We start from the raw sequence: 26,020 nt of genomic DNA on the forward strand, positions 1-26,020 counted from the left end.
AATTGATAATAATCTGTCAATAAATTATATGGGGTTGGTAATTTTTTTTCGCAACACAATCTTTAATTCAAATAATAGTTGGGAGAGGAATTGGAGAGGAAAATTTGGCATTTTTTAGTCAAATTTATTACAAAATATCGCCCCACTCTCGTTTGCTTATTTTTTTATAAAGATCTTTATGTTTACGAGCGATAATAAAACGTTTCAGATGATGGGGTTCGCACACATCAAAAATAGAATGACCAGATCGGTGAATCGGATTTTTAACAATACGCAAACCGGGGAACTCAGTTGGATCTTTAGACAGTAAGAGATAACAAAATTTCTCATCTTCAAAGTTCAAAGCCGCTTTTTTAAATGCGCGATGCAATCTGGTGCGCGGCAATCTTACCTTAAAATGACACCAAGGGTCTTTCGCCATCGGGCAAGTTTGGTGATGAGAACAAGGAGCAGCAATCCGATATCCAGAGGCCAGCGCCAGACCACGCAAGCCCAACAACTGCTTAAAGCATAATGGAGTCCCTGGCATTACAATCAATACATAGCGACTCTGACTTAGCAGAACTCTCTCAAGGACTTGGCTCTGCTCCTCCCCCTTCAACTCATTCAAAACATAGGATAAAATGACAAAATCTGTGGGTTGATCGATGACATATTCTTTTAGATTTGCGCGTAAGTAGCTACCCGCCTTACTTAAAGGCTCAAGCAGTTGCCTGGCGGCAGCAAGAGCTCGTCCATCCTGTTCCACCAATTTGAAGTGGGTCACATTTGGAAAATACGTCAAAGCAGTTAGACTTGCTGCTCCAGTCCCTGCTCCTAAGTCAAGAATTGAGGTGGGGGAAAAGTCGGCGGGGAGTTCTCGAAAGATCTGAGAAATAGCAGCAACGGTTGCGGGCATCCGCGCAGCTGCATAGGCTTTTACTTCCCCATCGCTTTGAAATCCAGGGATATAGTTTTCCTGACGATAGCGGTGGCTAAGCCCCTGGTAAGCTTTGAGAAGCTGATCATCCGAATATCCGGCAAGCAGTTCTTCTAACCACTGATCAAGCATATCTAGCCTCGCTCATCCAGCCAGGCCATTTGAATCGCTTCCAAAATCTTCTCATTAGAGCGATTTGGCTCATCTGTAAAACCCGGCAGTTGTTGCACCCATTGCCAAAGCGTTGTAAAGCGTACTTGCAAGATGTCCACGTCTGGATGCATCTCTTCCAACTCAATGGCAATCTCGTGGATATCTGTCCAACGCATACTTAGACCATCATATTCCGTGTTGCAGCAGGCAGGCGCACAACCAAACCATCCAATTCTTCTGTCATAATAATTTGACAACCCAAGCGAGATGTATGGGTTAAGCCAAAAGCCAAATCCAACATATCCTCTTCATCCTCCGAGGCTGTGCTGAGCAAATCATACCATTCTGACTCAACAATCACATGACAGGTTGAACAAGCAAGTGAACCTTCACAGGCCCCTTCTAAATCAATTTTATTACGGTGAGCAATTTCTAACACTGACAAGCCCAAGGGAGCATCAACTTCCACAGAGTGGCCATCCCGCACAATAAATGTCATTTTTGCCATTTTATAATTCTCCTATTTTTTGACCGGCAAGCGCCCGCTGAATACTGCGGTTAATGCGGCGTTCGGCAAATGAAAAACTTAAAGTTTCTAATTCTTGCATGCCCTGTTTTATCGCATTCCGATCCTCAAATACCACTATTTTTTCAAGGGACTCAATCGCTTGCTGTAAAGCTTCCTGCTCTTCTATAGTTAGCAAGTCCCCATCCTGGACAATCGCCCCTTTGAGCTGGACTAACATTTGACGAGCGTCCACTCTTGCTTCAATCAACAATCGCTGTTCCATATCAGCGGCTCCATGTTCAAAATTATCGCGCAAATGCTGAATCATCTCGGCATCGCTTAAGCCATAAGCTGGATTAATTTCAATCTGTTGACTTTGTCCCGTCGCCATTTCCTTGGCCATCACAGTCAACAATCCATCCGCATCTAATTGAAAAGTGACGCGTACCTTCGCTGCACCTGCTGCCATCGGCGGGATGCCAGTCAGCGTAAACTGACCTAAGGATCGACAGTCTTTCACTAGCTCTCGCTCCCCTTGAAGCACATGAATTTGCATGGCGGCCTGACCATCTTGATAGGTGGTAAATTCTTGGGCAATGGCAACAGGAATTGGCGTATTACGCTCAATAATCTTTTCCACAATACCACCCATGGTTTCAAGACCTAACGATAACGGCGTGATATCTAATAGCAATGTATCCGAGCCCCGCGTTAAGGCTTCTGCTTGCAACGCTGCTCCTAAGGCCACCACTTCATCGGGATTGATATCGGTTAAAGGAATTTTACCAAAAAAGGAAGCCACTTCCTGGCGGACGACCTGCAGGCGTGTCGAACCACCCACCAGAATAACGCCATCGATATTACGCGGATCAAGCCCTGCATCCCTTAGTACCTGGCCACAAATCTGAAGCGTTTTTGCCACAAGCAGCTGACATAACTCAGTTAATTTTTGTTGGGTTAGAGTGATTGTATGCCCTTTAATCGCAAGCGACGTCATCTGGTGGTTTGCCAACATTTCTTTGAGTTCACGGGCTATCGTTGGCGTAATGCTATCGGCAACGGTTGGATAGGTTTCTTGTAAATAATGCTGCACAAGATAGTCCACATCATCGCCGCCCAGAAGGGTATCCCCGCCCGTGGCCAACACCTGAAAGACACCGCGAGTGAACTTCAATAATGAGACATCAAATGTACCACCCCCAAAGTCATAGACGGCATAAACACCTTCCACTTGTTTGTCAAGACCGTACGCCAAAGCAGCAGCGGTTGGTTCATTGATGAGGCGCAAAACCTCTAACCCGGCGAGTTTTGCGGCTTGTTTTGTTTCCTGACGTGCGGCTTCATCAAAATAAGCTGGTACTGTAATCACCGCTTTATGGACGGTTTGCCCCAGAACATTTTCGGCATTTTGGCGAATCACTTTTAAGATCTCAGCAGAAATCTCAGAAGGGGTTAGCTCTCGATCCTTAATTTTCAATTTAAGTGCTTTATGGGAAACAACCGCATCTGGGTAATGCGACATTAAGTCTTCAGGAACTGTTTGTCGGCCAATGAGGCGCTTAATCGATTGAATTGCGAAGGCCCTTTTTTCCCCAACGACAACTTCATCACCATAACTGACAATCGACGGCAACAACTTTTTTCCTGTGTCAAAAGCAAGGACTGTTGGCGTTTGGTTTGTTGCATAAGCGACAACAGAATGGGTTGTGCCAAGGTCAATACCGATGGCGATTTCTTTTTCAGCTTCGTGAAGGTCGGGTGTCATTCCCGGTTCGACAAGTTGGATAAACATTATTTTTTAAAACTACTATACTCATCAGGGTTGGAATTGCGGATTTATACTATCGAGATAGGCGGCGACTTTTATTGTGGTGTGACGCGAATAGTTGTCCCTCTTTAAGGAGCGTCAAGATAAAATTGAGCCTATACATCGATGGGGAGAAATTCTTAGCTTCAGTCATGATGAGTATTCCAGTTCACTCAACGTTTTTTGTGTATAAATCAGATTTAGGTAACAGTGAGCCAGCTGATCATCTGGCGCGGTATCAAAACATTGAAGACAATCCTGCAGACGGAGCGTGAGCTCGTCTTTTAGGGCATGCAACCCGGTGCCTTCTTGAATCTGCTCACGCCATTCAAGAACTTGTCCCAACAAATCAGACGCTGGAATTGTCGCACCACTCGTCCCCGGCACAGGGATATTTTTTGCCTTTAAAAATTCTTCTGCGCGGGTGGGGACATTTTTCAGACGCTGATAGGCCTCATTCAAAGTAATCGCTTGTTGCGCCGCAAGCCGCTTTTCAAGATCACTACGCCCAACAAATAAATCCGGATGCACTGTTGCTTGCGCCGCTAAATAGCGTTGGTCCAAAGCAACTACGTCTAAATCAAACTGAACCGGTAAGCCAAAGAGGGCGAACATATTAGATTTAATTCCTGTCATCTTATAGCCTCTTCTCTTGTCACTGTTCCTATCCGTGCTATCATCCCACGCCTTTGAAGAAAGTGGAATGATCCAGGTATTTTTAATTGTCCCATGGTTTCATGCTGTGCACTAACCCTCGGGAGTTTAAACATGGAACGATTTACCACACCCGCAACGACCTTTTTCATTGGGGTTTTTAAAGACAAATCCCGATTGCATTTTTTCCTCAACAAAGTCCATTTCAGTACCCAGGATAAACATAATCGCCTTGGGGTCAATCAACAGAGTAATCCCCTCTACTTCGACCATCTCATCAAAAGCTGTTTTTTCATCAGCGTATTCCAAGGTATAAGACAAGCCAGAGCATCCTTTAGTGCGGATGCTAATCCGAATCCCGGCTGACTCTTTACCTCGTTGATCGAGGAGAGCTCTAAGCCTGAGAAGTGCTGCCTCTGTCACTTGTATGGGTACTGTTCGCATGTCTAAATCCCCTCAAATCCTTTTTTAAGCAATCTTCGTGATTTGATTTTTTTGCTTATAGTCATCAATCGCTGCTTTAATTGCATCTTCTGCCAAAATGGAGCAGTGAATCTTCACCGGCGGTAATGCCAAATGCTGAGCAATGTCAGAGTTCTTAATGGCATGCGCTTCGTCGATTGACTTGCCACGAACCCATTCAGTCACCAGAGAACTGGAGGCAATCGCCGCGCCACAACCAAATGTCTTGAATTTGGCATCTTCAATAATCCCAGCTTCATTGACTTTAATTTGCAATTTCATCACATCGCCACAAGCAGGCGCCCCCACTAAGCCCGTGCCAACGGAGGCATCAGACTTGTCAAAGGACCCCACGTTACGTGGATTTTCGTAGTGATCAATAACTTTATCATTATAAGCCATGTTTATCTCTCCACTCTAAAAATTGGTTTTCTTTTCTTAACATCAATAATTAATGAGCAGCCCATTGAATTGAGGCAATATCAATTCCCTCTTGTGCCATTTCCCAAAGCGGGCTCATTTCTCTCAGCTTTTCAACCGCTGTAATCACCTTCTCTATGGCCAAATCAACTTCAGCCTCAGTACTAAACCGACCAAAACCAAAACGGATCGACGTGTGCGCTAATTCTTCACCTACACCAATCGCCCGCAAGACATAAGACGGCTCAAGGGAAGAAGAGGTACAAGCAGAGCCAGAGGAAACGGACAGATCCTTAATCCCCATCATTAGTCCTTCTCCTTCAACATAGGCAAAGCTTAAGTTCAAGTTACCTGGCACTCGTTGGTAACGATCGCCGTTCAAGTATACTTCTGGTAACCGCTGCATAATCGCCTCATAAAAACGATCTGATAACTTTTTGGCATGAACGGTATCTGCGTCCATTTCTTTGACCATAATGGCGCAAGCTTCACCCAAACCAACGCAAAGCGGCGGCGCCAGCGTCCCAGAGCGCATACCTCGTTCTTGACCACCCCCATTAATCATTGCTTGCAAGCGTACCCGCGGTTTACGACGAACAAATAAGGCGCCTATCCCCTTTGGACCATAAATTTTATGTCCAGAAATGCTCATCAGATCGATGTTCATTGCCTCCACATCCAGCTCAATTTTACCAACTGCTTGCGCTGCATCTGTGTGAAAGAAAACACCCTGTTCACGACAAATTTTACCAATTTCCGCCAAAGGCTGGATGACACCAATTTCGTTATTCACCGCCATGATGGAGACAAGAACAGTTGAGTCTTTAATGGCTGCTTTAAGAAGGTCCAAATCAATCAAGCCATTTTGCTGGACCGGCAGATAAGTCACCTCAAAGCCTTCTTGCTCCAGATGGCGACAGGTATCAAGCACACACTTGTGTTCGGTCGTACACGTAATAATGTGATTTTTTCTATCTTTATAGAACTGAGCCACTCCTTTGATTGCCAAATTGTTTGACTCAGTCGCGCCACTGGTAAAGACAATTTCCCTGGCATCGGCTTTAATAATGGCCGCTACTTGGTCCCGTGCTGCTTCAACAGCATTTTCAGCATACCAACCTTCAGGATGACTTCTAGAGTGGGGATTGCCGAAATGTGTCGTGAAAAACGGCAACATTTTTTCCAACACCCGAGGATCACACGGAGTGGTTGATTGATAATCTAAATAAATCTGCTGAGAAGCTGGTTGTTTTGTCATACTACAAGCTGTCATTGCTTGATCCTCCTCGTTTGTTCGCCGCCATGGGTTCGATAATAAAGGTTTTCCCATGTCTCAATAAAATGCTGGATCTCTACTTGCGTTGTCTGCAATCCCAAGCTAATCCGAATACTATTATCAATATCTTTTCCATCTACACCCATCGCCTGCAACACATGGGATGGTTTCACCTTGCCAGACGAACAGGCAGACCCGGCAGACAATGAAATGCTATTTAAATCAAAATGCATCACTTGCACAGTATTCACCACCCCCGGCATTGTTAGATTCACTGTATTGGGGAGGCGCGGCACCTGGGCGCCAAAAATCGCAATATCCTTAAAATTGGCCCGCAGGGATGCTTCAAGATCTTGCCTTAAGCTTGCCACCTCAATCCAATCATTGTGACGACAAGCCTCAATCGCTGCCCCTAAGCCTACAATGCCAAGCACATTCTCGGTACCCGCCCGGAAATAACGTTCTTGCCCACCGCCAGTAATTTGAGGACGTAAAGCCCGGTTGGGATTAACCACTAAGGCTCCAACTCCTTGTGGACCGCCAATTTTGTGAGCTGAGAGCGAAATGTAATCCAATCCTAACTGTTGCCAGTCAAAATCAATTTTACCCACCACCTGAACTGCATCGCTATGCATCAATGCTTGATACTTTCGACACAGACCAACAATTTCTTGCAACGGCTGCATGACACCTGTTTCGTTATTGGCTGCCATCACCGACACTAAGCACGGCCGCGTTACCTGCTGCAACTCAGTCTCCAAGGCTTCCAGATCAATAATCCCCTCCGCGGTCACCGGGCAGATTGTCAAATCATTGCGCGCCTTTAACACAGAATCATGCTCAATTGCCGATGTAATGACTGGTCCATTGAATCCTTTTAATACCAGATTATTCGCCTCAGTAGCCCCACTCGTAAAGACCACCTGAGCCGGAGTTACAGCAAAATAATCAGCAACCTTAGCGCGAGCTTTTTCCACATATTGGCGAACCCTTCGGCCATCGTTATGAGTAGAAGACGCATTCCCACACACGTCCAATATCTCAAGCATTGCCTGTTTTGCTTGCCAACAAAGGGGAGTTGTTGCGTTATGATCAAGATAAATCGGCGACATTATTTACGAGCCTCCTCAAAAGCTTGAAAGCTAAACCGCCCCAATCCCAATACGCGGCGATCACAAATATCAGCCAGAGTGACTTTTGCCAAAAATAGATGGATCACCGCCCCTAACTCTTCCCACAAATCATGGGTTAAACAGCGCATACCACTATTTTGGCAGCCTTTGGGGGAATGATTTTCACAGCGTGTCGTTTTCACCGGTCTATCCACGGCGTGAATCACATCTAAAATTCGAATTTCCTGGGCGGGATGATTCAATAAATAACCGCCAGCGGACCCCCGACTACTTTTAACCAGACTAGTTTTTTTAAGTTTGTTAAATAATTGTTCTAAATAGGGAAGAGGTAATTCCTGGCGCAATGCTATTTCTGGCAAAGATACAGGGTGGTCTTTGCCATGTGTGGCAAGGTCAACCATTGCCATTACTGCATAACGCGCTTTTGTACTTACTTTCATCCTATTCCTCGCCAAACGTCTCGATATTTAGGTGCATTCCTACTCAAGATCTATTATTCCGTGACAATCTTTCTCCTCTATTCCTAAGAGGATTACCATGTCTTCTAACGCAGCCTCACCCTAACGTATCTTCCTGGCTTAAAATCTCTAGTTCACAGATTCAAAAAGCCGTGTTAGACTCTGTCTTAGCAAGGTGATATTATACCTAATTCTAGTTTGTCTTTAGTTATAAATAACTATTCTGACTAGTTTGGTCAAGTATAGATTCAACCTAACTTGTAGTTAGATCTTTTCATTCTGACTTTTTTTGTCAGCTTTAGAGGGGGAACCCATGGCCGAAGTTATTTTCAACGGCGCTGCTGGTCGTCTTGAAGGTCGTTACCATCAAACAACGAACGATCAAGCACCTATTGCTCTCATTTTACACCCACATCCTCAATTTGGCGGCACCATGAACAACAAAGTTGTTTACGCCCTTTACCGAACTTTTTCTGAGCTTGGTTATAACACCTTGCGATTTAACTTTCGAGGTGTAGGCCGATCTGAAGGCAGTTATGACCATGGTGAAGGGGAATTAAACGACGCTGCTTCGGCTCTCGATTGGCTTCAATCGGTTAACCCCCATGCGTCCAGATGCTGTGTAGCAGGTTTTTCTTTTGGGGCGTGGATTGCCATGCAGCTGTTAATGCGCCGGCCAGAACTTGACAGCTTTATTGCCGTTAGCCCCTCAGCTGATCGCTATGACTTTAGCTTCTTAGCTCCTTGTCCTGTCCCGGGAATGATTATACAAGGATCAAAAGACGACATTGTTCCCCATACTTACGTGGGTAAACTGGCAGAAAAACTACAACAACAGCGCGGTATTAAGATTGATTATCGTTTGATTGCCGAGGCAGATCATTTTTATAATGGCAAATTGCCTGAACTTTGTCAGCATGTTGAAGGATACTTAAGAATGTTAGCTAAACCCAAATCTATTGCTGTGAATCAAATTTAACCTTCCTCTATACTCAAAACATCTGAAGAAGCGAGAGTATTGAAACGATTTTTATTTTAGCGCAATGCGAATAAGGTTAAGAGGCGCTTAGTATATACGACTTATCATTTCCCCATAGTCCTTCTTTCCCGGAAGGAAAATGGACATTTCATTTAAAAAAATAAACGAAAATTTAAGAATAGAGGGTTATCTTTAATAAAGTGGGATGTTCCTATCTACTAAGGGATGATGTCAAATGAGACCCCTAGATTTATCAAAATTAAGATTGTTTTATGAGATCGCTCGGCAAAGAAATATGACGAGGGCTGCCGAAAAACTCAATGTCAGTCAACCTGCCTTGAGTCAAGCCCTTGCAGATTTGGAATATAATCTCAAATCCAAACTTTTTCATCGCCTCTCCCGAGGCATGAGCCTTACCGTTCAAGGAGAGAGATTGTTTGTTTTTGCTGAAAATATAATGCAACAGACTGAAAGTTTTGAGAAATCCTTTCATGAAAAAGGGGAGGAAATTGCAGGGGAAATAAAGATTGCCACACTGCCTTTTCTGGGTTCAGGGTGGCTTATTCCTCATTTGGCCGAATTCTTGGAAAAATATCCCAAAATAAATCCCAAGATTTTTCGTAGAAGTGAGAATATTGATTTTACCAAAACAGATATCGCTATTCTTCCCCTTATTCCCCATCAACCAGACCTTATTCAGCACCATTTATTTACTGTTCAAGGGCAATTATTTGCGAGTCCAGCTTACTTAGAAGAATTTGGCAGGCCGCAAACACTTGAAGAGTTGGATCATCATCAGCTGATTACCTATGGGGAAAATTATTCTTCACCCTATGGCAGTCCAAACTGGCTAATAAGTTTGGGAAGAACCTCGATAGATCAGTTTAGAAAATCATATTTTGAGATAAACTCCATCCATGGAATGTGGCGAAGTGCTCAAGAAGGTTTAGGGATTGCTGAGCTTCCCAATTACTCAACTATATTAGACAGTGGGCTTGAAAAAGTTTTACCAGACACAGTCGGCCTGGAAACATCTATTTATTATATATTTCCTAAAGGAAGAGAAAAGTCCAAAAAAATCAACCTACTACTAGAGTATCTATCTACAAAAGGAAAATAAGTAAAGGAGGAAAGAGCCCTCCTTTCTCTTTATCTCTTAACACCACAAATGCATAAGTAGGGGCAAAACGAGCGTATGGTCGCGGGTGTAAGTTAGAGAACTCAAGATTTATTTTTTTATTATAAAATAAATATGTAAACCGAAGGCTATGAAATTATTAATCCCGCAGTTTCTTTAGTCGAACATACAGAGCACCCGTACCGCCGTCGTGGGGTTTGGCTGGCGCATAAGCAGAAACGTAAGGTAAATTATCTAACCAGCCAGGAACTAAACTTCGCAACGTAACCCCTCGGTCTGGCTTACCTTTTCCTGTAATTACCAGCACCCAGTTTTTATACTGGAGTTGAGCATTCATCAAAAAAAACTGTAATTGTTGTTGTGCTTGATCTTTTGTAAACCCATGCAAGTCGATCCGCGCCTCAATGACAACTTTGGTGACGCGGGTCGTTTTATGGGTGGAGCCCGACACAGCATGATCTGTCAAAAGAATTTGCCGCTGACCTTCATAATATTCACGTCGCCGTTGTTGATGAATACGATCCCGATCCACAGACACTGGGCGTTTTACAAAAAAATGGGGCGTGTCTTGGTTATCCAAGGGCTTGACGTTATCAATAAATGCCTGCCATGCAGCCATTTCACTCTCATCTAAGGGTTTCTTTGCCATCGGCTCTCATCAACTTTAACGGGGTAACAAAAGATACAGCTGACCTTTTGAATTCATCAAACCCGCATGATTTGCTGCTTCATTCCCATGCCCCCAGAAAAAATCACCTCGGACGACTCCTTTAATTGCCCCACCCGTATCTTGCGCCATCATCAAGCGTTGCAATCGAGGGTAACTGCCTTGAGGATGTGTTGTATCTAACCATAATGGGGATCCTAGGGAGATAAATTGTCTATCTACCGCCATACTCCGTTTTGGCGTTAAGGGAACACCATGGCTGCCAATCGGGCCAGGTCCTGACATTTCTTTGAAGAATACATAAGATTGATTTTTTGACATCACTGATTCAGCTTGACGGGGGTGATCTTTCAGCCATTTACGAATAGTGTGCATATTGACTTGGTTTGATTTTAACGCTCCACGATCAATTAATTCTTTGCCAATAGCAAAATAAGGATAACCATTTTGGCCATCATAACCTAGGCGAATTTCCTGACCATTCTCAAGCCTAACTCGACCAGATCCTTGCACTTGAATGAAAAAAGCAGCCACTGGGTCATCAACCCAAACCAGTTCCAAGCCTTTGCCTTTTAAAGCACCAGCAACTATACGAGATCGCGGTATTTTATAGTTGACTGATTTTGGCGGCAAACGGTAAAGCGGTGTATGATAGGGGCCATGTTTCTTGCGGGATCCCCGTAAAATTGGTTCATAATAACCTGTAAAAGTCCCAGCAGTCTCATCTCCTGCTGAAATTAAATATGGCTTTAAATGGAATTCCAAAAATTTGCGCAAATGGGCGCTGTTATGGAACTTGTCATTCGTCAATTGGACACAAAATCCCCGCCAATCATGGGCTGCCCCTGAGCCATCACTTTTGGTGATCATTTTTGTGGTGGAATTTTTCTTTAAAAGAACCTGACATGATTTACGCATCGCTGGTAATGCCTCAATCATCTTGTCATCCTGCCAACCAGAAAGGTCTTCATAATTAACGGGGGTGAGAGTTAACTCAGATTGAGGGCCCTGACAACCCGCAACCAAAAATAGAAGAGAGGCAAAAGAGAAAGAGGGAATAAAAAATTTTTTCATTAGTTATTTGTTTAGACTTATTTTTAATAGGGGTTAGTTTCTGTTTTTGTCGCGGCAAGATACCAGGTTGGATCCTTAGCATTAATGTTATGGGTAAAAGTCCAAACATCGGTGATAGAAGTTGCAATTTTCGCGGGATTGTCTATAATAGTTCCGGCTTCATCGTAAGTAACTCGAATTTGAGTGGTTTTAAAACGCATAGCAATATTGACTTGAGAATCGATGAGCTCGATGGAATCAATATCCAACCGTTCCATTTTCTCGATAGATGTTTCAAGCTTTAGGTTATTTTCAGTGCGAGTGGCAATGGCAGCTTCAAATTGACCAAATACTTTTCTTGTTAAAAGGTTTTTTAGAGTGTCCAGATCCCCATTGGCAAAAGCAATTACTATCATTTCATAAGCAGACTGAGCGCCCGCAATAAATTGATCGAGATTAAAACTAGGATCTGCCCTTTTAAGGGCTTCTAGACCAGCGCGCGCGCCTGGCTTTAAGGCTTCTTCAAGCACTGATAATTCGATGATTGATTGCTTAATTGGCAAATGCACCACGTTATTCTCAGCTTGAAATTCTTGAAGTTTATTGTCACGGCGTTGTTGGTCCTCATCTGTTTCCTGGCCTAAAACCATCCACAAACGATAGATAAGATACGCTGTAATTAATGCCAAAAAAATAATTTCCATAAATCAACCCATAAGCTATAAACTAAAACTTTTCATCAAGAATGGACGAATCTCTTCTAGACGAGCTCTCTTCCAACTTGCTACAACTAGACTAGTTATTCAATAGTTGGAGAAAAAAAATGTCAAATTCTCAAAATTCTGCGTCTCAAAACCCTGCAGAAATGAGCTTACCTATTATTGTCCGAGCCCAATACATTCGTGATTTATCCTTTGAAAACCCAAATCCTCTCACAATTTTCACAAGTGATTCAGAAATTCAACCGAATATTGGTGTAAGTGTTCAAGCCAAAGCACAAAATTTGGGCGAACGCAACTTTGAAGTTGTCCTGGATATTAAAGTTGAAGCAAAACGTGAAGAAGACACGATGTTTGTTGCTGAGTTAAGCTATGCTGGCGTCGTCACGGTTGCCAATGAAGTAGAGGAAATCAATCTGAATCGTTTTGTAATGGTTGAAGCGCCCCATTTATTGTTCCCATATGCTCGCAATATTATCTCTGACATGACACGAGACGGCGGTTATCCACCCTTAATGTTGTCACCAGTTGATTTTGCAGCTCTATTCCACCAACAAGCTCAGCCTCAGCAAAGCCAAGCTACAATTAATTAATATAATATATATTGCGGGCCTCAGTTAGAAGGCATGGCAATCTCTTTGGATATAATCATAAGAAGATTGCCGCGCTACTTTGCTCTTTGCAATGACATACTAGGAATTCCCATGGATTTATTAAAACGCACTTTTGAAATTTTTGAAGATTCAATCAAACTTAAACAACGAATTCTTGAAACTGATTTACTAGAAAAACTGTTGGAAATCGCCGATGTCATGGTGGCTTCCATTCAGCAGGGCGGAAAAATTTTCTTTTGTGGAAATGGTGGTTCTGCGGCGGATGCTCAACATTTAGCAGCTGAACTTTTGGTGCGCTTACGCTCCCACGTCAATCGTGACGCGATTCCAGCCCTGACTTTAGCAACAGACACGTCAACCATTACTGCCTGCGCCAACGATTATTCTTTCGAAGAAATTTTCTCTCGCCCGCTTTCAGGTTTAGGTGTTAAGGGAGATGTTGTTGTTGGAATCACAACATCTGGCAAATCACCCAATGTCATCAAAGCCTTTGAAGTAGCCAGAAAAAAAGGAATCATCACAATTGGTTTCTTAGGCGGTGCTGCTCATGGTGATCCAGCTTTACAGCATTGTGATTATGCCTTCGTGGTTCCTTCCAGCGATACGGGACGGGTTCAAGAGGTGCATATCACCGCGGGGCATGCTTTAATGGAAGCTGTTGAAGAAAAAATCATCAACAGTTAGGGCGTCTGGATAGAAATTTAGGTATAAAATTCTTCCCAAAGAGAGTTTTTTATACCTTTTAAAAATTCTTCATGGGCCTGTTTTTCAGCATCAGAGAGTTTATACTGGCGAGAGGGGCGAAAAGCCTTTTGCAAGTTCAAGATATCTTTGAACTCAATAGTCGCCGCCTCTTTTTGTCCATCAGCTTGAAATTGAAAACTTACCTGACGGCCACCGATAAGCTCAAGATACACTTTGGCGAGCAATTCAGCGTCGATCCAGGCACCGTGCGTAGTACGAACACTTAGATCAATATTGAAACGACGGCATAACGCGTCAAGGCTAGCGGGGGAACCTGGAAATTTTTGTCGCGCCATTTTTAAGGTATCAATTGCGCGGGACATCTCTAACATCGGGCGACATAACCGATCTAACTCAGCGTTTAAAAACCCCATGTCAAAGCTCGCATTATGTATTATAAGAGGCGCTTCGTCAATAAACTCCAAAAACTCTTCAACGATATGGACAAATAAAGGAGCATCCTTGACCATCTCATTGGTGATCCCATGAACACGCGTTGATTCTTCAGGAATATCGCGCTGAGGATTAATATGTTTGTGAAATATTTTACCTGTGGGCAGATGATTGATAAGTTCTATGCCCCCAATTTCAACAATCCGATCGCCATCGCGCGGTGTTAAACCAGTTGTTTCGGTATCGAGAACAATTTCACGAATCATTTTTTCAGCCATGGAATAAGATCATCTTTAGTAGAGTGTCTAGTTGTCGCTTTGCATAATAACGATTCAAACCTGTTTGCACAACAAAATCAGCATGTTTTACTTTATCTGACGGTGGAAGTTGCTGCTGCAACAATAATTTTTTTAATTCAGATGATTGGCCATGGCGCCAATCCAGGCGTTTTTGTTGTAACCATTCAGGGCATTGTACAACAACTATATAATCGCAAAGCGCTTGCATTTGTTTTTCAATTAATAAGGGAATATCTAAAAAGACAAGCTTGATCCCAAGCCTTTTATTTTTGGCTAAAAAGTCTTGCCTTGCTTTCGCCAGTTCAGGATATAAGATGGCCTCTAAAGCTAAAATATTTCGTGGCGAGGCCAGTATAAATTTACTAAGCGCGGCACGCTGAATCTGTCCATCTTGAACCAATTCAGGAGTTAAAGTCGCTATTTTTTTAAGAACTTCAGACATTAAATAGAGTTTTTTGATCTCGGCATCGGCATCAAATATAGGATATTTGCGTGTTCTTTTAAGCAAGGTCACGAGGGTACTTTTACCCATAGCCATGGAGCCTGTAATGCCAACAATAATCATCTATAGAGACTTCTCCTTAAATCAGGTGTGATTTCTGGAAAAATATTAAACCAATATTGGAAACTATGTTGAGCCTGTCTTATCAAAAATTCAATCCCTGGTATTATAGCCTGGCGAGATTTTTTAACATGGGTCATGAATAATGACTCAGAACCACCATAAACATAGTCACAAACAAGCGTATCTCGGTTGAGATTTTTAGGTTGGAATTCCAGATTTGGCACTGTATTGATTAAAAGTGTGGCCTCAGTCATTAAATCTGTGACTGCCTCCCATCCATGAAACATCAGCATATTTTTATAATCTGAGTGCCATATTTTTGTCTGGCGCTCAACAATATGGATCTGAGGCACTTTTAATTGATAAAAAATTTCGACCAAACCTCTAGTCGTTCCCCCATTCCCTAAAATAACGATTTTATTACCCAGCTGCAGGTTTTGAAAGATGTCCAGTCCCCCCAACACATCTGTATTTATGGCTGCATAATTTCCATTTTCTCGACGATAAATTGTATTAACCGCCATTAATCTAGCGGCTGACGGACAAATTGTCTTAAAAACAAACTCTTTATAAGGAATAGTGACATTGAAACCATGAAGTCCACGGTGCAATAAGCTTTCCAAACCTGTGTGTTTATTAGCTGGATCAATATCATAAAGTTGGTATTTACCCTTTATGCCGTATAATTCCATCCAGTAATGATGAGTTTTTGGCGACAGCGAATAGTCAATATTATGTCCGAGTAATCCGAGTAAAAATTGATGCGTCATTTCGTCCTGTAGCTTGTGGATAACTTTGTGTGTAGTTTCAGTCTAACAGTGCAAAATTAGTGTGAATAGATTGTTTATAAAGTTTATCTTTTTCGAAACTGTTAGTAAAACCCTTCTTGTCATGAAGTTGGGTATTGTTTTACCCACAAGACAAATTATTAATCACAGATGTGGATAAGTTCATTGATAACAAGTATAGTCCAAGGAATTATCCACAAAAAAATAAGCTTTAACATACTGAATTTTAGATGTTTTAAAAGATATCCCCAAGATTAATCCTCAAATAGTGTGGAAAACTCTGGTATGTGAAAGAATTATGAATAAAAATGTATCCACACCTTTCACAGGGATAAACAACAACCACTACTTTTTAATTAAAGAATTATAGATGTTAGATGAGAAGAAGCTTCTGAGTGTTATTTCCGGACAAAAAATGGTCCAACCCCCTATTTGGTTCATGCGTCAAGCAGGGCGATATCTTCCAGAATATCGAGAAGTTCGCGAGCAAGCAGGATCATTCTGGAATTTATGCTTTACACCTGAACTTGCCTGTGAAGTAACTTTACAACCTCTTCGGCGCTTTGCGTTTGATGCAGCCATTATTTTTAGTGATATTTTAATTGTTCCCCATGCTTTGGGACAAAAAGTTGACTTTTTGCCGGATCATGGTCCCAAGCTTGAGGTGATAGATTCTGCTTTGGTACAGCAATCCTGGCAAGCAAAGAGCTACCTTGACAAATTCAGGCCCACTCTCGAAGCATTGAAACTCGTCAAACAACAGCTTGCTCCAGAGAAAGCATTGATTGGCTTTTCAGGGGCCCCTTGGACTTTGGCAACTTATATGCTTAATGCGCGAAAAGCCCATCAATTTGAGCCAATTTTAAAGTTGCTACTGACTCAAAAAGAAGAAGTGAGTCGGCTCATCACTCTTTTAAGCGATGTGGTTGCTGACTATTTGATTTTACAACTAAAAAGTGGCGCTGACGTCGTAAAGATTTTTGATTCTTGGGCCGGCGTTGTGCCTCAGATTGATCGACAAGAACTGATTTTAAAACCTCTGGCTGAGATTGTTTCAAAAGTCAGAAACACTTATCCTAACGCACCAATTATCTATTTTGGTCGGGAAATATCTGATTTCTATCCCGAAATCATAAAAAAAATTCCTGACCTTACCCTTGCTTTTGATCAGTATGTAAAGCCCGAAGAGATTCGCGATAAGTTTCAATCACACATTGCTGTTCAAGGAAATCTTGATCCAGAGATTTTGCTTCAAGGCGGGGAAAAACTAGAGCGTGCAACACGAGAATTGATAAAAATTTTACGAGACGGCCCTTACATTTTCAACCTTGGCCATGGAATTTTACCACAAACACCCATTGCGCATGTTGAGCAAGTTATCCGTATGGTAAAGGAAGTATAATGAAACAAAAAATTGCAATTATTTTACAAAATTTAGGGGGACCTGATTCGCCAGAAGCGGTCCGACCTTTTTTGTATAATCTCTTTGCTGATCCAGCAATTTTGACTTATACATCCCCTTTTCGCCAACTATTAGCTTGGTTAATCTCTAGCCTCAGATACCAAAAAGCTAAGAAAATTTATGAGAAAATTGGTGGCAAGTCACCCCTTCTGGAAAACACCAACTTGCAGGCCCAAGCTCTCAAAATAAGTTTAGAAAAACTGCTACCTGAGTCTATTGTGGAGGTGTTTTTGGCGATGCGTTATTGGCATCCTTTCACACACGAAACGGTGCAAAAAGTTAAAGAATTTAAACCAGAGAAAGTGGTGGTACTCCCCTTATACCCTCAGTTTTCCACGACAACCTCGGCTTCAAGCCTTAAACTTTGGCAAAAATTATTTAAAGAAAAAATATCTCAAAAAACTGTTTGTTGCTACCCTGTTGAACCAGGGTTTATCAAGGCTTATCAAGATTTAATCGTCCAAGAAATTGCCAAAGTACCCGAAAACCTTCCGTTACGATTGTTATTTTCAGCCCATGGGTTACCACAAAAAATCGTTGATCAAGGGGATCCTTATGCCTTTCAGGTGGAACAATCAGTGGCGTCGATTATGGGGCGGACGCTTAGTACCTATGAGCATCAGATTTGTTATCAAAGCAAGGTTGGTCCCCTTCAATGGTTAGGACCAAGTTTGGAACAATCGATAGAAGAGGCCGCCAAAGACAAAAAAGCTATCATAGTCGTGCCGGTTTCTTTTGTCTCTGAACATTCAGAAACGTTGGTTGAGTTGGATATTGACTTTAAAGAACGTGCAAAGTCCTTGGGTATTCCCTATTATGGTCGAGTACCCGCCGTGTCGACGCATCCTGATTTTATTAACGGATTAGCCCACTTAACGCTCAAATATTTAACTGAAACGGTCAGCGATTTAAAACCGATTTGCAATGGAAATTATGAAAAATGTTGGTGTAGATGAATGATTTTTTTCTAAACTATCTCTTAGAGCTTAAGGCCTTCCATGTCATTTGCATTATTGCTTGGATGGCTGGTTTGTTTTATTTCCCCCGTTTACTCGTTTATCACGTTCAGCATCAAAATAATCCTGAAATTGTAGCTGTGTTTAAAGTGATGGAAAGCCGGCTTTACAAAATTATTATGTTACCAGCGATGATTTTTTCATTGCTGTCGGGTGGAATACTTGCTACTGTGATGCGTAGTACATGGTCATCTGGCTGGATGCATCTTAAGCTTTTAGCCGTTATTTGCCTCGTGATTTTTCAGTTATTACTGGATCACTGGCGTCAAAGTTTAGCAACAAATAATTACCATCATAGTGAAAAATTCTTTCGGTTAATCAATGAAATTCCTACACTTTTGCTCATCATTATTGTTGTTAGTGTTATCCTTAAACCTTTTTAAAATTAATTCTGGGAACTAGAATGCATCTTCAAGAACTGAAACGAAAAAGCCCTGCTGATCTCCTTACTTATGCCGAAGAACTCGAAATCGAAAACGCGAGTGCAATGCGTAAACAAGATTTATTGTTTGCGATTTTGAAAAAGCTGGCTGAAAAAGACATTGCCATTTTTGGTGATGGGGTAATCGAAATTTTACAGGACGGTTTTGGTTTTTTGCGGGCTCCAGAGGCAAACTATCTGCCTGGGCCAGATGATATTTATGTTTCTCCAAGCCAGGTTCGTCGTTTTGGTTTACGCACTGGGGATTCCGTTGAAGGCCAAATTCGTTCGCCTAAAGATGGTGAACGGTACTTTGCGTTGCTCAAAGTGAACAAAATTAACTTTGAAGAACCTGATAGCATAAAATATCGTATCAACTTTGATAACTTGACTCCCCTTTATCCTGAAGAAAAAATCCACCTCGAAATCGAACATGAAGTTCCCAATGGCAAAGATTTAACCCAACGCGTTATTGATATGGTTGCCCCATTGGGTAAAGGTCAGCGTGCCCTTATCGTTGCGCCACCTCGTACGGGTAAAACTGTGATGTTGCAAAACATCGCCCATGCTATTACAGCCAATAATCCTGAAATTTACTTGATTGTTTTATTGATCGATGAACGTCCAGAAGAAGTCACCGACATGGCACGCTCGGTAAAGGGAGAAGTTATTTCGTCCACCTTTGATGAACCGGCATCACGCCACGTTCAAGTTGCTGAGATGGTGATTGAAAAAGCCAAGCGCTTAACTGAACAAAAACGAGACGTTGTTATCTTGCTTGACTCCATTACCCGTCTGGCACGTGCCTACAACACTGTGGTACCGTCCTCTGGGAAGGTTTTGACCGGGGGTGTAGATGCAAATGCCCTTCAACGTCCAAAGCGCTTCTTTGGAGCTGCACGTAACATTGAAGAGGGTGGTTCACTGACAATCATTGCGACAGCCCTTGTCGATACAGGTTCACGCATGGATGAAGTGATTTTTGAAGAATTTAAAGGGACAGGTAACGCTGAAATCGTTCTTGATCGTAAATTGTCTGATAAGCGTCTTTTTCCTGCCATTGATATCAATAAGTCTGGGACGCGTAAGGAAGAATTGTTGGTACCTGATAAGGCTGAACTTTCTAAGATGTGGGTCTTACGGCGTATTTTGAACCCAATGGGCACCACAGAAGCCATGGAATTCTTAGTTGATAAGTTAAAATATAGCAAAACAAATAGAGACTTTTTCCAATCCATGAATTCTTAATAAGTTTGTTTCTCCTTTTTCTGGGGCTCAGCGATATAAGTATGTTGCTTGAGTTCCAGCTTTCATTTTTTCTGTCTCGGCTCCCCCATAAAATCTTCCCAACCAATTTATAAAACTTGGAGAAGTTCTATATAAGTTTTGCCAAAATAGTGGAATTTTCGAGGTTCTCTCGCCCCCTTCATCCAAAAATGATTTGGACCCTTTTGAGCTGACAATGAAGCCCCATTTCGCTGGAGTGTGTCCAATAATGGAATTATGGCCAGAAGAGTTGAGGTGACTTGTATTTTTGCGCGATGCTCATGGTGGCTCCTCTTTAAGGAGTGCCAAGACGACCAAGGATGCGTAGCGAGAAACCAGCTTCTTCCGGTATTGACGGCATAGTCTCTTTCCTTCCGGCAATTGAGGTAATCTGCAAGCAAAAAGGGTCAAAATGGAGTTGGGAAAAGGTAGGACAAGAGAACCAAAGCTTATTTTAGCGCTATTCCACCATCTTAAAAACCTTATAGCAACTATGATTTTGAAAAAAAGATAGGTTAGACAAAAAATGTTTTTTTAATAACCTAAAAGACAACGACGAGCTTAGGCGTAGGGATGTATGCATTTTTAGTCATGGTGGGGGGGATAATCTCTGTTCAATTGCTCAAACTAGAATTTAGATCCCCACCACAACTTGAGCGGTAACATTAAAGCTGATAGAGTTTTTAACCTCTATCAGCGACAGTATAACCCCAATTAAATATATTTTTCAACCATTAATTTAAAAAATAAGCTAAAATAAAACCAAAAGTTGTAGGTGATGTTTTTTTCTCGCAATTTTATAAAATATGATTTACAACTTAGTGGCGTGGGCCTGTAGTTCAGTTGGTCAGAACCCTCCGCTCATAACGGAGTTGTCGCAGGTTCGAGTCCTGCCGGGCCCACCATTCCTCATTTAACAGTTAGATATCCAGTGTTTTTTATGTTTCCTCTCCTGTTTATAAAATTTTGGATGCTTTTCCAATAAAAATCCCTAAATAATGTCAGTTCTTCGGACAGATGGATAAAAATAGGGATATTCTTAAAATTTATACCCCCAATCGACTTGTTCAGAGAGGGGCAAATCAGCCTCAAAGGTGAGGCGAGAAACCGGATTCTTCATGTGGTGTCGATATATATTCTCCTTGTATCAGCCAGGGAGTAAGTATGGGCGAAGATCTTTTAGGATGAACGGGCTTGACTATTTGCGAGGCTTTATGAACCTTTTATAAAGGGGTCCTTTGGCCCTTTTCGCCTTTCAATTTCTCCACATCTTTTGAAGTAGCTAGACGAATCGAGGCGAAATTTGGCTTTATTTTCAGCTAAAAATGTCTCAAAATATCGTAAATTCAGAAATGTTCATAGAACCTCGATTGAACGGAAAAAAAATAATGCCAAAGAACTTCTTTTCGCTGGTCAATCATAAAGGCTTTGGTTCTTTATTTTGGATTCAATGCCTTAGTGCTTTTCAGGATAATTTGTTTCGTAGTGCTCTTTTGATTATTGCCACCTATGGGATGGGGATTTATCAGGGACAGGATGCGGCGATTTTAACACCGTTTATAGGTGGCATCGTTATTTTGCCGTTTTTTTTATTTTCCAGCCTGGCCGGGCAATTTGCCGACAAATACAATAAAGCAACCCTTGTTAAGATTATTAAGGGTTGCGAGATCGCTGTTGTCCTCTTTGCGATCTATGGGTTTCACCAAAAATCACTCCCCTTAATGCTCTTGACTTTATTTTTGAATATGATTCAGTCAACTTTTTTTGGTCCTTTAAAATATAGTTTGATCCCAAGCTACCTCTCCCCTGAAAAAGTTATTCATGGCAATGCTTTGATTGAAAGCAGTACTTTTCTTTCCATTTTGTTGGGGAGTATTTTGGGGGGGGTTTTGATTCGGATAGAGGGCTTAGGGGGGATTTTCTTAAATCTGGTGATGCTGGCCTCCGTTATTAGCAGTTGGATGATTAGCCTAAAATTACCAGATATCCAGGGAGGGGATCGAACCCTTAAAATTAATTGGAATCTCTATAAAGAAACCTTGAGTATTATTCGCTATGCATCCAAAGATCGTGTTGTTTTTCTGGCAATCATTGGTATTTCATGGTTTTGGGTTATTGGCAGTGTGATGCTGACTCAGATTGGTGCTTACGGTAAAGATGTAATTGGAGCAAACGAATCTGTTGCCCTTTTGTTTATGTTTTTATTTGCAATCGGTATTGGGATCGGGTCTTACCTTTGTAATCGTTGGATGCATGGAGAGATTGATGCTCGAGTTGTGCCCTGGGGCGCTATTGGAACAACCATTTTTATTATCGACCTTGTTTATACTAGCCATTATGTGGGGTTTTCCACGCCTGATTATATGGGGATTAAGCAGTTTTTAAAGACGGCGAGTGGGTGGCGCATTTGTGTTGATTTGTTGTTTATTGCTGTGGGTTCGGGAATCAGCATGGTGCCACTTTATGCATTGGTGCAAACTCAATCGGATCCGCGTCATTGTTCAAGGGTGATTGCAGCCAACAATGTCATTAATGCCTTTTTTATGGTGATTTCGTCTGTGGCAACAATGCTGTTAATCGCGCTGAATGTGACAATCCTCAACATTTTTTTGATCGTTGGGGTTTTGAACTTATTTGTGATTCATCGTCTTTCTGTTCTGGTGCCAGAATCCATCCTGCAGCTGATTTTACAAGCTATTTTTAAGTTGTTTTTCCGAGTAGAAGTTAAAGGTCTTGATAATTTTTATAAAGCTGGCGACAGGGTTTTAATTATTTCTAACCACATTTCTTTTTTAGATGCCGCTTTGTTGTTTGCCTTTATTCCTGAAAAACTAAGCTATGCTATTTACACTTTTTATATTGATAAATGGTGGATTCGGATGATTAAGCCGGGAATTAACCTCTTGCCCGTTGATCCTACCAATCCTATGGCGACAAAAAAGCTGATTGAACTTATTCGTCAGGGTAAAAAATGTGTTATTTTCCCAGAGGGACGCATCACTGAAACAGGATCTTTAATGAAGGTATTTGATGGTCCTGGGATGATTGCCGATCGCTCCGAAGCCAACATTGTGCCTATTCGGATTGAAGGGGCGCAATTTAGCTATTTCTCCCGATTGAAAGGTAAGCTTCGCCGCCAAGCATTTCCTAAAATTTCCGTCACTATTTTGCCCCCTGAAAAGGTACGAGCCCCTGAGGAGTTAAAGGGTCGGGAACGCCGCCGCGTCATCACCAATCACCTCTATGACATCATGGTGGGAATGATGTTCGATACTTCTGCCTATCAAGAAACAACCATTACCTCTCTGTTGGAAGTTGCCAAGCAACATGGGATGAACAGGGTCATTATTGAAGATATTCAGCGTCAACCATTGACCTACCGCAAACTAATAATGCGTTGTTTTATCTTAGGAAATTGGTTGAAAACCAAAACGACGCAAAGTGAATATGTCGGTGTGATGCTCCCTACGAGTGTCGCCTCAGCGCTGTGTTTTTTTGGTTTATTACTTGTCGGGAGAGTGCCGGCGATGCTGAACTTTTCGTTGGGGGCGCAAACATTGTTGCAAACAGGAAAGTTGGCCAGAGTGCGTCTGATCTTAACCTCCCGCAAATTTGTTGAGCTCGCCCGCCTCGAGACCACGATCGCCGAGCTTGAGAAAACTTTCACGGTATTTTATTTAGAGGATCTGAAAAGTGTTATCGGCCTTAAAGCAAAGCTGAAAGGTTTGTTGAGCTCTTATTTTCCAGAATTGGCCAGTCGTAAACTTCAACGCCAAATTTCTGTTAAGGATCCAGCGGTGATTTTATTTACTTCAGGATCAGAAGGAATGCCCAAAGGCGTTGCCTTGAGCCATGAAAACTTGAATGCCAATCGTTATCAAATCACTACTTCTATTGACTTAAACAGCCAGGACGTGGTTCTCAATGTCTTACCCACTTTCCATTCTTTTGGCTTGACGGGAGGCTTGCTCGCGCCGATTTTATCGGGGATTAAAGTATTTATGTATCCCTCCCCCCTTCATTATCGCACTATTCCAGTGACGTCCTATGATATTAATGCCACCATTTTCTTTGCGACGGATACATTTTTAAGCCGCTATGCTGTCTCCGCGCATCCTTATGACTTTTATTCCATGCGCTATGTGGTGGCAGGAGCAGAGAAATTACGCCCGGAAACTCGACGCCAATGGATGGAGAAATTTGGTATTTACGTCCACGAAGGTTATGGCACAACGGAAGCCTCACCGGCGGTTGCGATTAATACGCGTATGCAAAATAAGGTTGGTACTGTGGGTCGCTTTATGCCCGGAATGGACTATTTCATACATCCGATAGAAGGCGTAGCAAATGGAGGCCGTTTGCTGATTAAGGGCCCCAATGTGATGCTTGGGTATTTGTTACCAGAAACAGGGAAAATTAACCCCACAGCGGCGGTTTTACAAGTGGGAGAAGCTCCCATGCCTGGCTGGTATGATACGGGCGACATTGTGAATGTTGACTCACAAGGGTTTGTGACAATTCTCGGCCGGGCTAAGCGTTTTGCCAAAATTGCGGGCGAAATGGTTTCTTTAGCTGCAGTGGAGGAGCTCATGCAGCATGCCTATCCAGAACACCATCATGTAGTGTTATCCGAGCCTGATCCCCGGCGTGGTGAACAGCTTATTTTACTGACAACTGCCGCTATCAAGCGGGACAATGTGGTTGATTGTTTTAAAGCACAAGGGGCGGCTGAAATCGTGATTCCCCGCCGTGTCTTTACTGTTGGGGCGATCCCATTGTTGCCTACTGGAAAGGTCAACTTCCTAGGCGCAAAGGAGTTGTTGATTGAGTTGTTAATGGCTGAGGAAAAGTATGATGTTTAAGTGTTGTTTTTCAACGCCTCAACCAGCTGCTGAATATCCTCGATGCGATGAGTTGCTTTGAGCGCTATTCGAAGACGGCTGCTACCCATAGGAACCGTCGGTGGCCGTATTACCGAAACAGCAATCCCTTGATTTTTAAGCTTTTCGGCAACTGCTAGAGTTCGATCGGCACATCTAAAAACGATCGCAAAAATATGGCTGGTGGATGGTGTTGTGGCAAGTCCTAGCTGATCCAACTCTTGTTGCAAAATGCTGCGCAACAATTGAAGATGAGATCTTTCCGCTTCCATGTCTCGCACCATATTCCAGGCTTTGTTGGCGGCATAAAGAATAGGAAATGGCTGGGCAGTTGAATAGATAAAGCCAGGGGCGAAATTAACCAGATAATCTTTGATCAGTGTATCCCCGGCAAAATAGGCCCCTGCTAAGCCCAAAGCTTTGCTAAATGTCCCCATAGCCCCATGAACGCGGCCTTTACAGCTGCTTGTTAAACCATAACCATGGTTGCCTGCAACCCCTGTCGCATGGGCTTCATCCACATAAAGGAAAGCTCCATGCTTGTCGGCCAACTGGCTCAACGACTCAAGGTCAATCTGATCGCCATCCATACCAAAAATTGATTCTGTCAGGATAAATTTTGGACGGGGGAGGTGCTGGTGCTTTTTCAGCAAGGTTTCTAGATGGTTTAAATCAAGGTGCTGATAGCGTTGTTGCCGTATACCTGCCAGCTGACATCCTGCATGCATGCTCGCATGGTTGAGGCGATCGGCAAAAACCAAGGGTTCTTGGCCGAGGATTTGTTTGTTGAGTAAAGTTGCTAAGATTGTGAGATTTGCCTGAAAACCACTGTTAAAAATAAGAGCTGCTTCTTGATTTTTATCGAGAGCTATTTGATTTTCAAAGGCATTAATAAACGCCGCATTTCCTGATAATAAACGTGACCCAGTGGCTCCTACGCGATCTAACTCCAGAGCATTAAGGAGTTCTTGTTTAATGGCAGGATGATTGCTCAAGCCTAAATAATCATTGCTGGCAAAACATAATCGACTTGGGGGACGGACCCCAAGAGTACGATAAGTAGCACTCGTTTTTTTCTCTAAAAGAGCTTTTTTATAAAGATTGTGGGGCATAACATTACCAAAATTTACAAAATATCAATAAAATCAATCCTATATATGATGAATCGTGTAAAACTTCTTGACGGAAGAACTAATTGCCGTCATTTTCAGGATAACTGGGTTCTT

General features: G+C 42.4%; 26 protein-coding genes and 1 tRNA gene. 10 read left to right on the plus strand and 17 right to left on the minus strand.

All coding sequences use genetic code 11. From position 1 onward, the window contains the following. Window positions 1-127: 127 nt before the first annotated feature. The 10 genes from IG80_RS0105240 to IG80_RS0105285 form a co-directional block, all read right to left on the minus strand. Window positions 128-1,051, minus strand: a complete 924-nt coding sequence (locus IG80_RS0105240; RefSeq protein ID WP_052046070.1) for a small ribosomal subunit Rsm22 family protein — start codon at window positions 1,049-1,051, stop codon at window positions 128-130. Window positions 1,052-1,053: 2 nt separating this feature from the next. Continuing rightward, window positions 1,054-1,248 (minus strand): Fe-S cluster assembly protein IscX, encoded by a 195-nt coding sequence (gene iscX / locus IG80_RS0105245; protein ID WP_032112850.1) that lies wholly within the window; start codon window positions 1,246-1,248, stop codon window positions 1,054-1,056. Window positions 1,249-1,250: 2 nt separating this feature from the next. Beyond that, window positions 1,251-1,580, minus strand: coding sequence for a ferredoxin family 2Fe-2S iron-sulfur cluster binding protein (locus IG80_RS0105250; protein ID WP_032112851.1), 330 nt, complete (start codon window positions 1,578-1,580; stop codon window positions 1,251-1,253). Between the two features lies 1 nt (window position 1,581). Continuing rightward, window positions 1,582-3,372 carry a Fe-S protein assembly chaperone HscA gene (hscA, locus tag IG80_RS0105255; RefSeq protein WP_032112852.1) on the minus strand — a complete coding sequence of 597 codons (1,791 nt, stop codon included), beginning with the start codon at window positions 3,370-3,372 and terminating at the stop codon, window positions 1,582-1,584. Window positions 3,373-3,537: 165 nt separating this feature from the next. Further along, window positions 3,538-4,023: a Fe-S protein assembly co-chaperone HscB gene (gene hscB, locus IG80_RS13170; protein WP_052046072.1), complete on the minus strand. Its 486-nt coding sequence runs from the start codon at window positions 4,021-4,023 to the stop codon at window positions 3,538-3,540. A 126-nt stretch (window positions 4,024-4,149) separates the two neighbouring features. Next, window positions 4,150-4,485: a HesB/IscA family protein gene (locus IG80_RS0105265; RefSeq protein ID WP_032112853.1), complete on the minus strand. Its 336-nt coding sequence runs from the start codon at window positions 4,483-4,485 to the stop codon at window positions 4,150-4,152. A gap of 24 nt (window positions 4,486-4,509) precedes the next feature. Continuing rightward, window positions 4,510-4,905 (minus strand): Fe-S cluster assembly scaffold IscU, encoded by a 396-nt coding sequence (gene iscU / locus IG80_RS0105270; RefSeq protein WP_032112854.1) that lies wholly within the window; start codon window positions 4,903-4,905, stop codon window positions 4,510-4,512. Window positions 4,906-4,954: 49 nt separating this feature from the next. Then, window positions 4,955-6,181: an IscS subfamily cysteine desulfurase gene (locus IG80_RS0105275; protein ID WP_032113399.1), complete on the minus strand. Its 1,227-nt coding sequence runs from the start codon at window positions 6,179-6,181 to the stop codon at window positions 4,955-4,957. Window positions 6,182-6,192: 11 nt separating this feature from the next. Beyond that, complete coding sequence (locus IG80_RS0105280) at window positions 6,193-7,311, minus strand: cysteine desulfurase family protein (protein ID WP_052046073.1); 1,119 nt, start codon at window positions 7,309-7,311, stop codon at window positions 6,193-6,195. After that, the gene (locus IG80_RS0105285; RefSeq protein ID WP_032112855.1) at window positions 7,311-7,772 is read right to left on the minus strand and encodes an Rrf2 family transcriptional regulator; all 462 of its coding nucleotides are present in this window, start codon (window positions 7,770-7,772) and stop codon (window positions 7,311-7,313) included. The genes IG80_RS0105280 and IG80_RS0105285 overlap by 1 nt, the downstream gene beginning before the upstream one ends. A 331-nt stretch (window positions 7,773-8,103) precedes the next feature. Between IG80_RS0105285 and IG80_RS0105290 the strand changes: the two genes are divergently transcribed. After that, window positions 8,104-8,769 carry an alpha/beta hydrolase gene (locus IG80_RS0105290; protein ID WP_032112856.1) on the plus strand — a complete coding sequence of 222 codons (666 nt, stop codon included), beginning with the start codon at window positions 8,104-8,106 and terminating at the stop codon, window positions 8,767-8,769. A 235-nt stretch (window positions 8,770-9,004) separates the two neighbouring features. Beyond that, window positions 9,005-9,889: a LysR family transcriptional regulator gene (locus tag IG80_RS0105295; RefSeq protein WP_032112857.1), complete on the plus strand. Its 885-nt coding sequence runs from the start codon at window positions 9,005-9,007 to the stop codon at window positions 9,887-9,889. A 157-nt stretch (window positions 9,890-10,046) separates the two neighbouring features. On the opposite strand, the gene IG80_RS0105300 is transcribed toward IG80_RS0105295, so the two are convergent. Genes IG80_RS0105300 through IG80_RS0105310 form a run of 3 tightly spaced genes read right to left on the minus strand, consistent with a single transcriptional unit; the run spans window position 10,047 to window position 12,331 of the window. Further along, window positions 10,047-10,556: a Smr/MutS family protein gene (locus IG80_RS0105300; protein WP_052046075.1), complete on the minus strand. Its 510-nt coding sequence runs from the start codon at window positions 10,554-10,556 to the stop codon at window positions 10,047-10,049. A gap of 15 nt (window positions 10,557-10,571) precedes the next feature. Continuing rightward, window positions 10,572-11,648 (minus strand): murein transglycosylase A, encoded by a 1,077-nt coding sequence (gene mltA / locus IG80_RS0105305; RefSeq protein WP_032112858.1) that lies wholly within the window; start codon window positions 11,646-11,648, stop codon window positions 10,572-10,574. Window positions 11,649-11,671: 23 nt separating this feature from the next. Next, on the minus strand, window positions 11,672-12,331 hold the full coding sequence (locus IG80_RS0105310; RefSeq protein WP_052046077.1) for a Tim44/TimA family putative adaptor protein: 660 nt from the start codon (window positions 12,329-12,331) through the stop codon (window positions 11,672-11,674). 119 nt (window positions 12,332-12,450) lie between these two features. Here IG80_RS0105310 and secB point away from each other — a divergent pair, with 119 nt between their 5' ends. Further along, window positions 12,451-12,939 carry a protein-export chaperone SecB gene (gene secB / locus IG80_RS0105315; protein WP_052046079.1) on the plus strand — a complete coding sequence of 163 codons (489 nt, stop codon included), beginning with the start codon at window positions 12,451-12,453 and terminating at the stop codon, window positions 12,937-12,939. Between the two features lie 111 nt (window positions 12,940-13,050). Next, on the plus strand, window positions 13,051-13,644 hold the full coding sequence (locus tag IG80_RS0105320; RefSeq protein WP_032112859.1) for a D-sedoheptulose-7-phosphate isomerase: 594 nt from the start codon (window positions 13,051-13,053) through the stop codon (window positions 13,642-13,644). Between the two features lie 17 nt (window positions 13,645-13,661). Here the strand turns inward: IG80_RS0105320 and dnaQ are convergent, their stop codons facing one another. The 3 genes from dnaQ to IG80_RS0105335 are packed head-to-tail and all read right to left on the minus strand — an operon-like array spanning window position 13,662 to window position 15,731. Further along, on the minus strand, window positions 13,662-14,375 hold the full coding sequence (gene dnaQ, locus IG80_RS0105325; protein ID WP_232224333.1) for a DNA polymerase III subunit epsilon: 714 nt from the start codon (window positions 14,373-14,375) through the stop codon (window positions 13,662-13,664). Continuing rightward, window positions 14,368-14,961 (minus strand): dephospho-CoA kinase, encoded by a 594-nt coding sequence (coaE, locus tag IG80_RS0105330; RefSeq protein ID WP_052046081.1) that lies wholly within the window; start codon window positions 14,959-14,961, stop codon window positions 14,368-14,370. Before coaE ends, dnaQ begins: the two co-directional genes overlap by 8 nt. Then, window positions 14,958-15,731: a shikimate dehydrogenase family protein gene (locus IG80_RS0105335; protein WP_032112860.1), complete on the minus strand. Its 774-nt coding sequence runs from the start codon at window positions 15,729-15,731 to the stop codon at window positions 14,958-14,960. Before IG80_RS0105335 ends, coaE begins: the two co-directional genes overlap by 4 nt. A 388-nt stretch (window positions 15,732-16,119) precedes the next feature. Here IG80_RS0105335 and hemE point away from each other — a divergent pair, with 388 nt between their 5' ends. From hemE to IG80_RS0105365, 6 genes are all read left to right on the plus strand, one after another. Continuing rightward, a complete protein-coding gene (hemE, locus tag IG80_RS0105340) occupies window positions 16,120-17,151 on the plus strand; it encodes a uroporphyrinogen decarboxylase (RefSeq protein WP_032112861.1) in 1,032 nt (343 codons plus the stop codon). Continuing rightward, the gene (hemH, locus tag IG80_RS0105345; RefSeq protein WP_032112862.1) at window positions 17,151-18,167 is read left to right on the plus strand and encodes a ferrochelatase; all 1,017 of its coding nucleotides are present in this window, start codon (window positions 17,151-17,153) and stop codon (window positions 18,165-18,167) included. Before hemE ends, hemH begins: the two co-directional genes overlap by 1 nt. After that, complete coding sequence (hemJ, locus tag IG80_RS0105350) at window positions 18,164-18,610, plus strand: protoporphyrinogen oxidase HemJ (RefSeq protein WP_032112863.1); 447 nt, start codon at window positions 18,164-18,166, stop codon at window positions 18,608-18,610. The genes hemH and hemJ overlap by 4 nt, the downstream gene beginning before the upstream one ends. A 20-nt stretch (window positions 18,611-18,630) precedes the next feature. Then, entirely contained in the window at window positions 18,631-19,896 is a 1,266-nt protein-coding gene (rho, locus tag IG80_RS0105355; protein WP_032112864.1) for a transcription termination factor Rho, read from the plus strand. Between the two features lie 846 nt (window positions 19,897-20,742). Continuing rightward, a tRNA-Ile gene (locus IG80_RS0105360) sits at window positions 20,743-20,819 on the plus strand. Window positions 20,820-21,302: 483 nt separating this feature from the next. Further along, window positions 21,303-24,776, plus strand: coding sequence for an acyl-[ACP]--phospholipid O-acyltransferase (locus IG80_RS0105365; protein ID WP_032113406.1), 3,474 nt, complete (start codon window positions 21,303-21,305; stop codon window positions 24,774-24,776). On the opposite strand, the gene IG80_RS0105370 is transcribed toward IG80_RS0105365, so the two are convergent. Further along, window positions 24,773-25,906 (minus strand): aminotransferase class I/II-fold pyridoxal phosphate-dependent enzyme, encoded by a 1,134-nt coding sequence (locus IG80_RS0105370; protein ID WP_032112865.1) that lies wholly within the window; start codon window positions 25,904-25,906, stop codon window positions 24,773-24,775. The two genes, IG80_RS0105365 and IG80_RS0105370, sit on opposite strands and share 4 nt — an antisense overlap. Between the last annotated feature and the right edge of the window lie 114 nt (window positions 25,907-26,020).

The sequence above is a fragment of the Candidatus Paracaedibacter symbiosus genome (assembly GCF_000757605.1).
Lineage (GTDB): Bacteria > Pseudomonadota > Alphaproteobacteria > Paracaedibacterales > Paracaedibacteraceae > Paracaedibacter_A > Paracaedibacter_A symbiosus.

Excerpts from the sequence above, each read along its gene's own strand:
- IG80_RS0105290 (WP_032112856.1), top strand. The coding sequence starts at position 8,104 with ATGGCCGAAGTTATTTTCAACGGCGCTGCTGGTCGTCTTGAAGGTCGT.
- rho (WP_032112864.1), top strand. The coding sequence starts at position 18,631 with ATGCATCTTCAAGAACTGAAACGAAAAAGCCCTGCTGATCTCCTTACT.
- mltA (WP_032112858.1), bottom strand. The coding sequence starts at position 11,648 with ATGAAAAAATTTTTTATTCCCTCTTTCTCTTTTGCCTCTCTTCTATTT.
- hemH (WP_032112862.1), top strand. The coding sequence starts at position 17,151 with ATGAAACAAAAAATTGCAATTATTTTACAAAATTTAGGGGGACCTGAT.
- secB (WP_052046079.1), top strand. The coding sequence starts at position 12,451 with ATGTCAAATTCTCAAAATTCTGCGTCTCAAAACCCTGCAGAAATGAGC.
- dnaQ (WP_232224333.1), bottom strand. The coding sequence starts at position 14,375 with ATGGCTGAAAAAATGATTCGTGAAATTGTTCTCGATACCGAAACAACT.
- coaE (WP_052046081.1), bottom strand. The coding sequence starts at position 14,961 with ATGATTATTGTTGGCATTACAGGCTCCATGGCTATGGGTAAAAGTACC.
- IG80_RS0105335 (WP_032112860.1), bottom strand. The coding sequence starts at position 15,731 with ATGACGCATCAATTTTTACTCGGATTACTCGGACATAATATTGACTAT.
- IG80_RS0105310 (WP_052046077.1), bottom strand. The coding sequence starts at position 12,331 with ATGGAAATTATTTTTTTGGCATTAATTACAGCGTATCTTATCTATCGT.
- hscA (WP_032112852.1), bottom strand. The coding sequence starts at position 3,372 with ATGTTTATCCAACTTGTCGAACCGGGAATGACACCCGACCTTCACGAA.
- IG80_RS0105285 (WP_032112855.1), bottom strand. The coding sequence starts at position 7,772 with ATGAAAGTAAGTACAAAAGCGCGTTATGCAGTAATGGCAATGGTTGAC.
- iscU (WP_032112854.1), bottom strand. The coding sequence starts at position 4,905 with ATGGCTTATAATGATAAAGTTATTGATCACTACGAAAATCCACGTAAC.
- hscB (WP_052046072.1), bottom strand. The coding sequence starts at position 4,023 with ATGACAGGAATTAAATCTAATATGTTCGCCCTCTTTGGCTTACCGGTT.
- hemJ (WP_032112863.1), top strand. The coding sequence starts at position 18,164 with ATGAATGATTTTTTTCTAAACTATCTCTTAGAGCTTAAGGCCTTCCAT.
- iscX (WP_032112850.1), bottom strand. The coding sequence starts at position 1,248 with ATGCGTTGGACAGATATCCACGAGATTGCCATTGAGTTGGAAGAGATG.
- IG80_RS0105240 (WP_052046070.1), bottom strand. The coding sequence starts at position 1,051 with ATGCTTGATCAGTGGTTAGAAGAACTGCTTGCCGGATATTCGGATGAT.
- IG80_RS0105275 (WP_032113399.1), bottom strand. The coding sequence starts at position 6,181 with ATGACAAAACAACCAGCTTCTCAGCAGATTTATTTAGATTATCAATCA.
- IG80_RS0105280 (WP_052046073.1), bottom strand. The coding sequence starts at position 7,311 with ATGTCGCCGATTTATCTTGATCATAACGCAACAACTCCCCTTTGTTGG.
- IG80_RS0105320 (WP_032112859.1), top strand. The coding sequence starts at position 13,051 with ATGGATTTATTAAAACGCACTTTTGAAATTTTTGAAGATTCAATCAAA.
- IG80_RS0105295 (WP_032112857.1), top strand. The coding sequence starts at position 9,005 with ATGAGACCCCTAGATTTATCAAAATTAAGATTGTTTTATGAGATCGCT.
- IG80_RS0105250 (WP_032112851.1), bottom strand. The coding sequence starts at position 1,580 with ATGGCAAAAATGACATTTATTGTGCGGGATGGCCACTCTGTGGAAGTT.
- IG80_RS0105300 (WP_052046075.1), bottom strand. The coding sequence starts at position 10,556 with ATGGCAAAGAAACCCTTAGATGAGAGTGAAATGGCTGCATGGCAGGCA.
- hemE (WP_032112861.1), top strand. The coding sequence starts at position 16,120 with ATGTTAGATGAGAAGAAGCTTCTGAGTGTTATTTCCGGACAAAAAATG.
- IG80_RS0105365 (WP_032113406.1), top strand. The coding sequence starts at position 21,303 with ATGCCAAAGAACTTCTTTTCGCTGGTCAATCATAAAGGCTTTGGTTCT.
- IG80_RS0105265 (WP_032112853.1), bottom strand. The coding sequence starts at position 4,485 with ATGCGAACAGTACCCATACAAGTGACAGAGGCAGCACTTCTCAGGCTT.
- IG80_RS0105370 (WP_032112865.1), bottom strand. The coding sequence starts at position 25,906 with ATGCCCCACAATCTTTATAAAAAAGCTCTTTTAGAGAAAAAAACGAGT.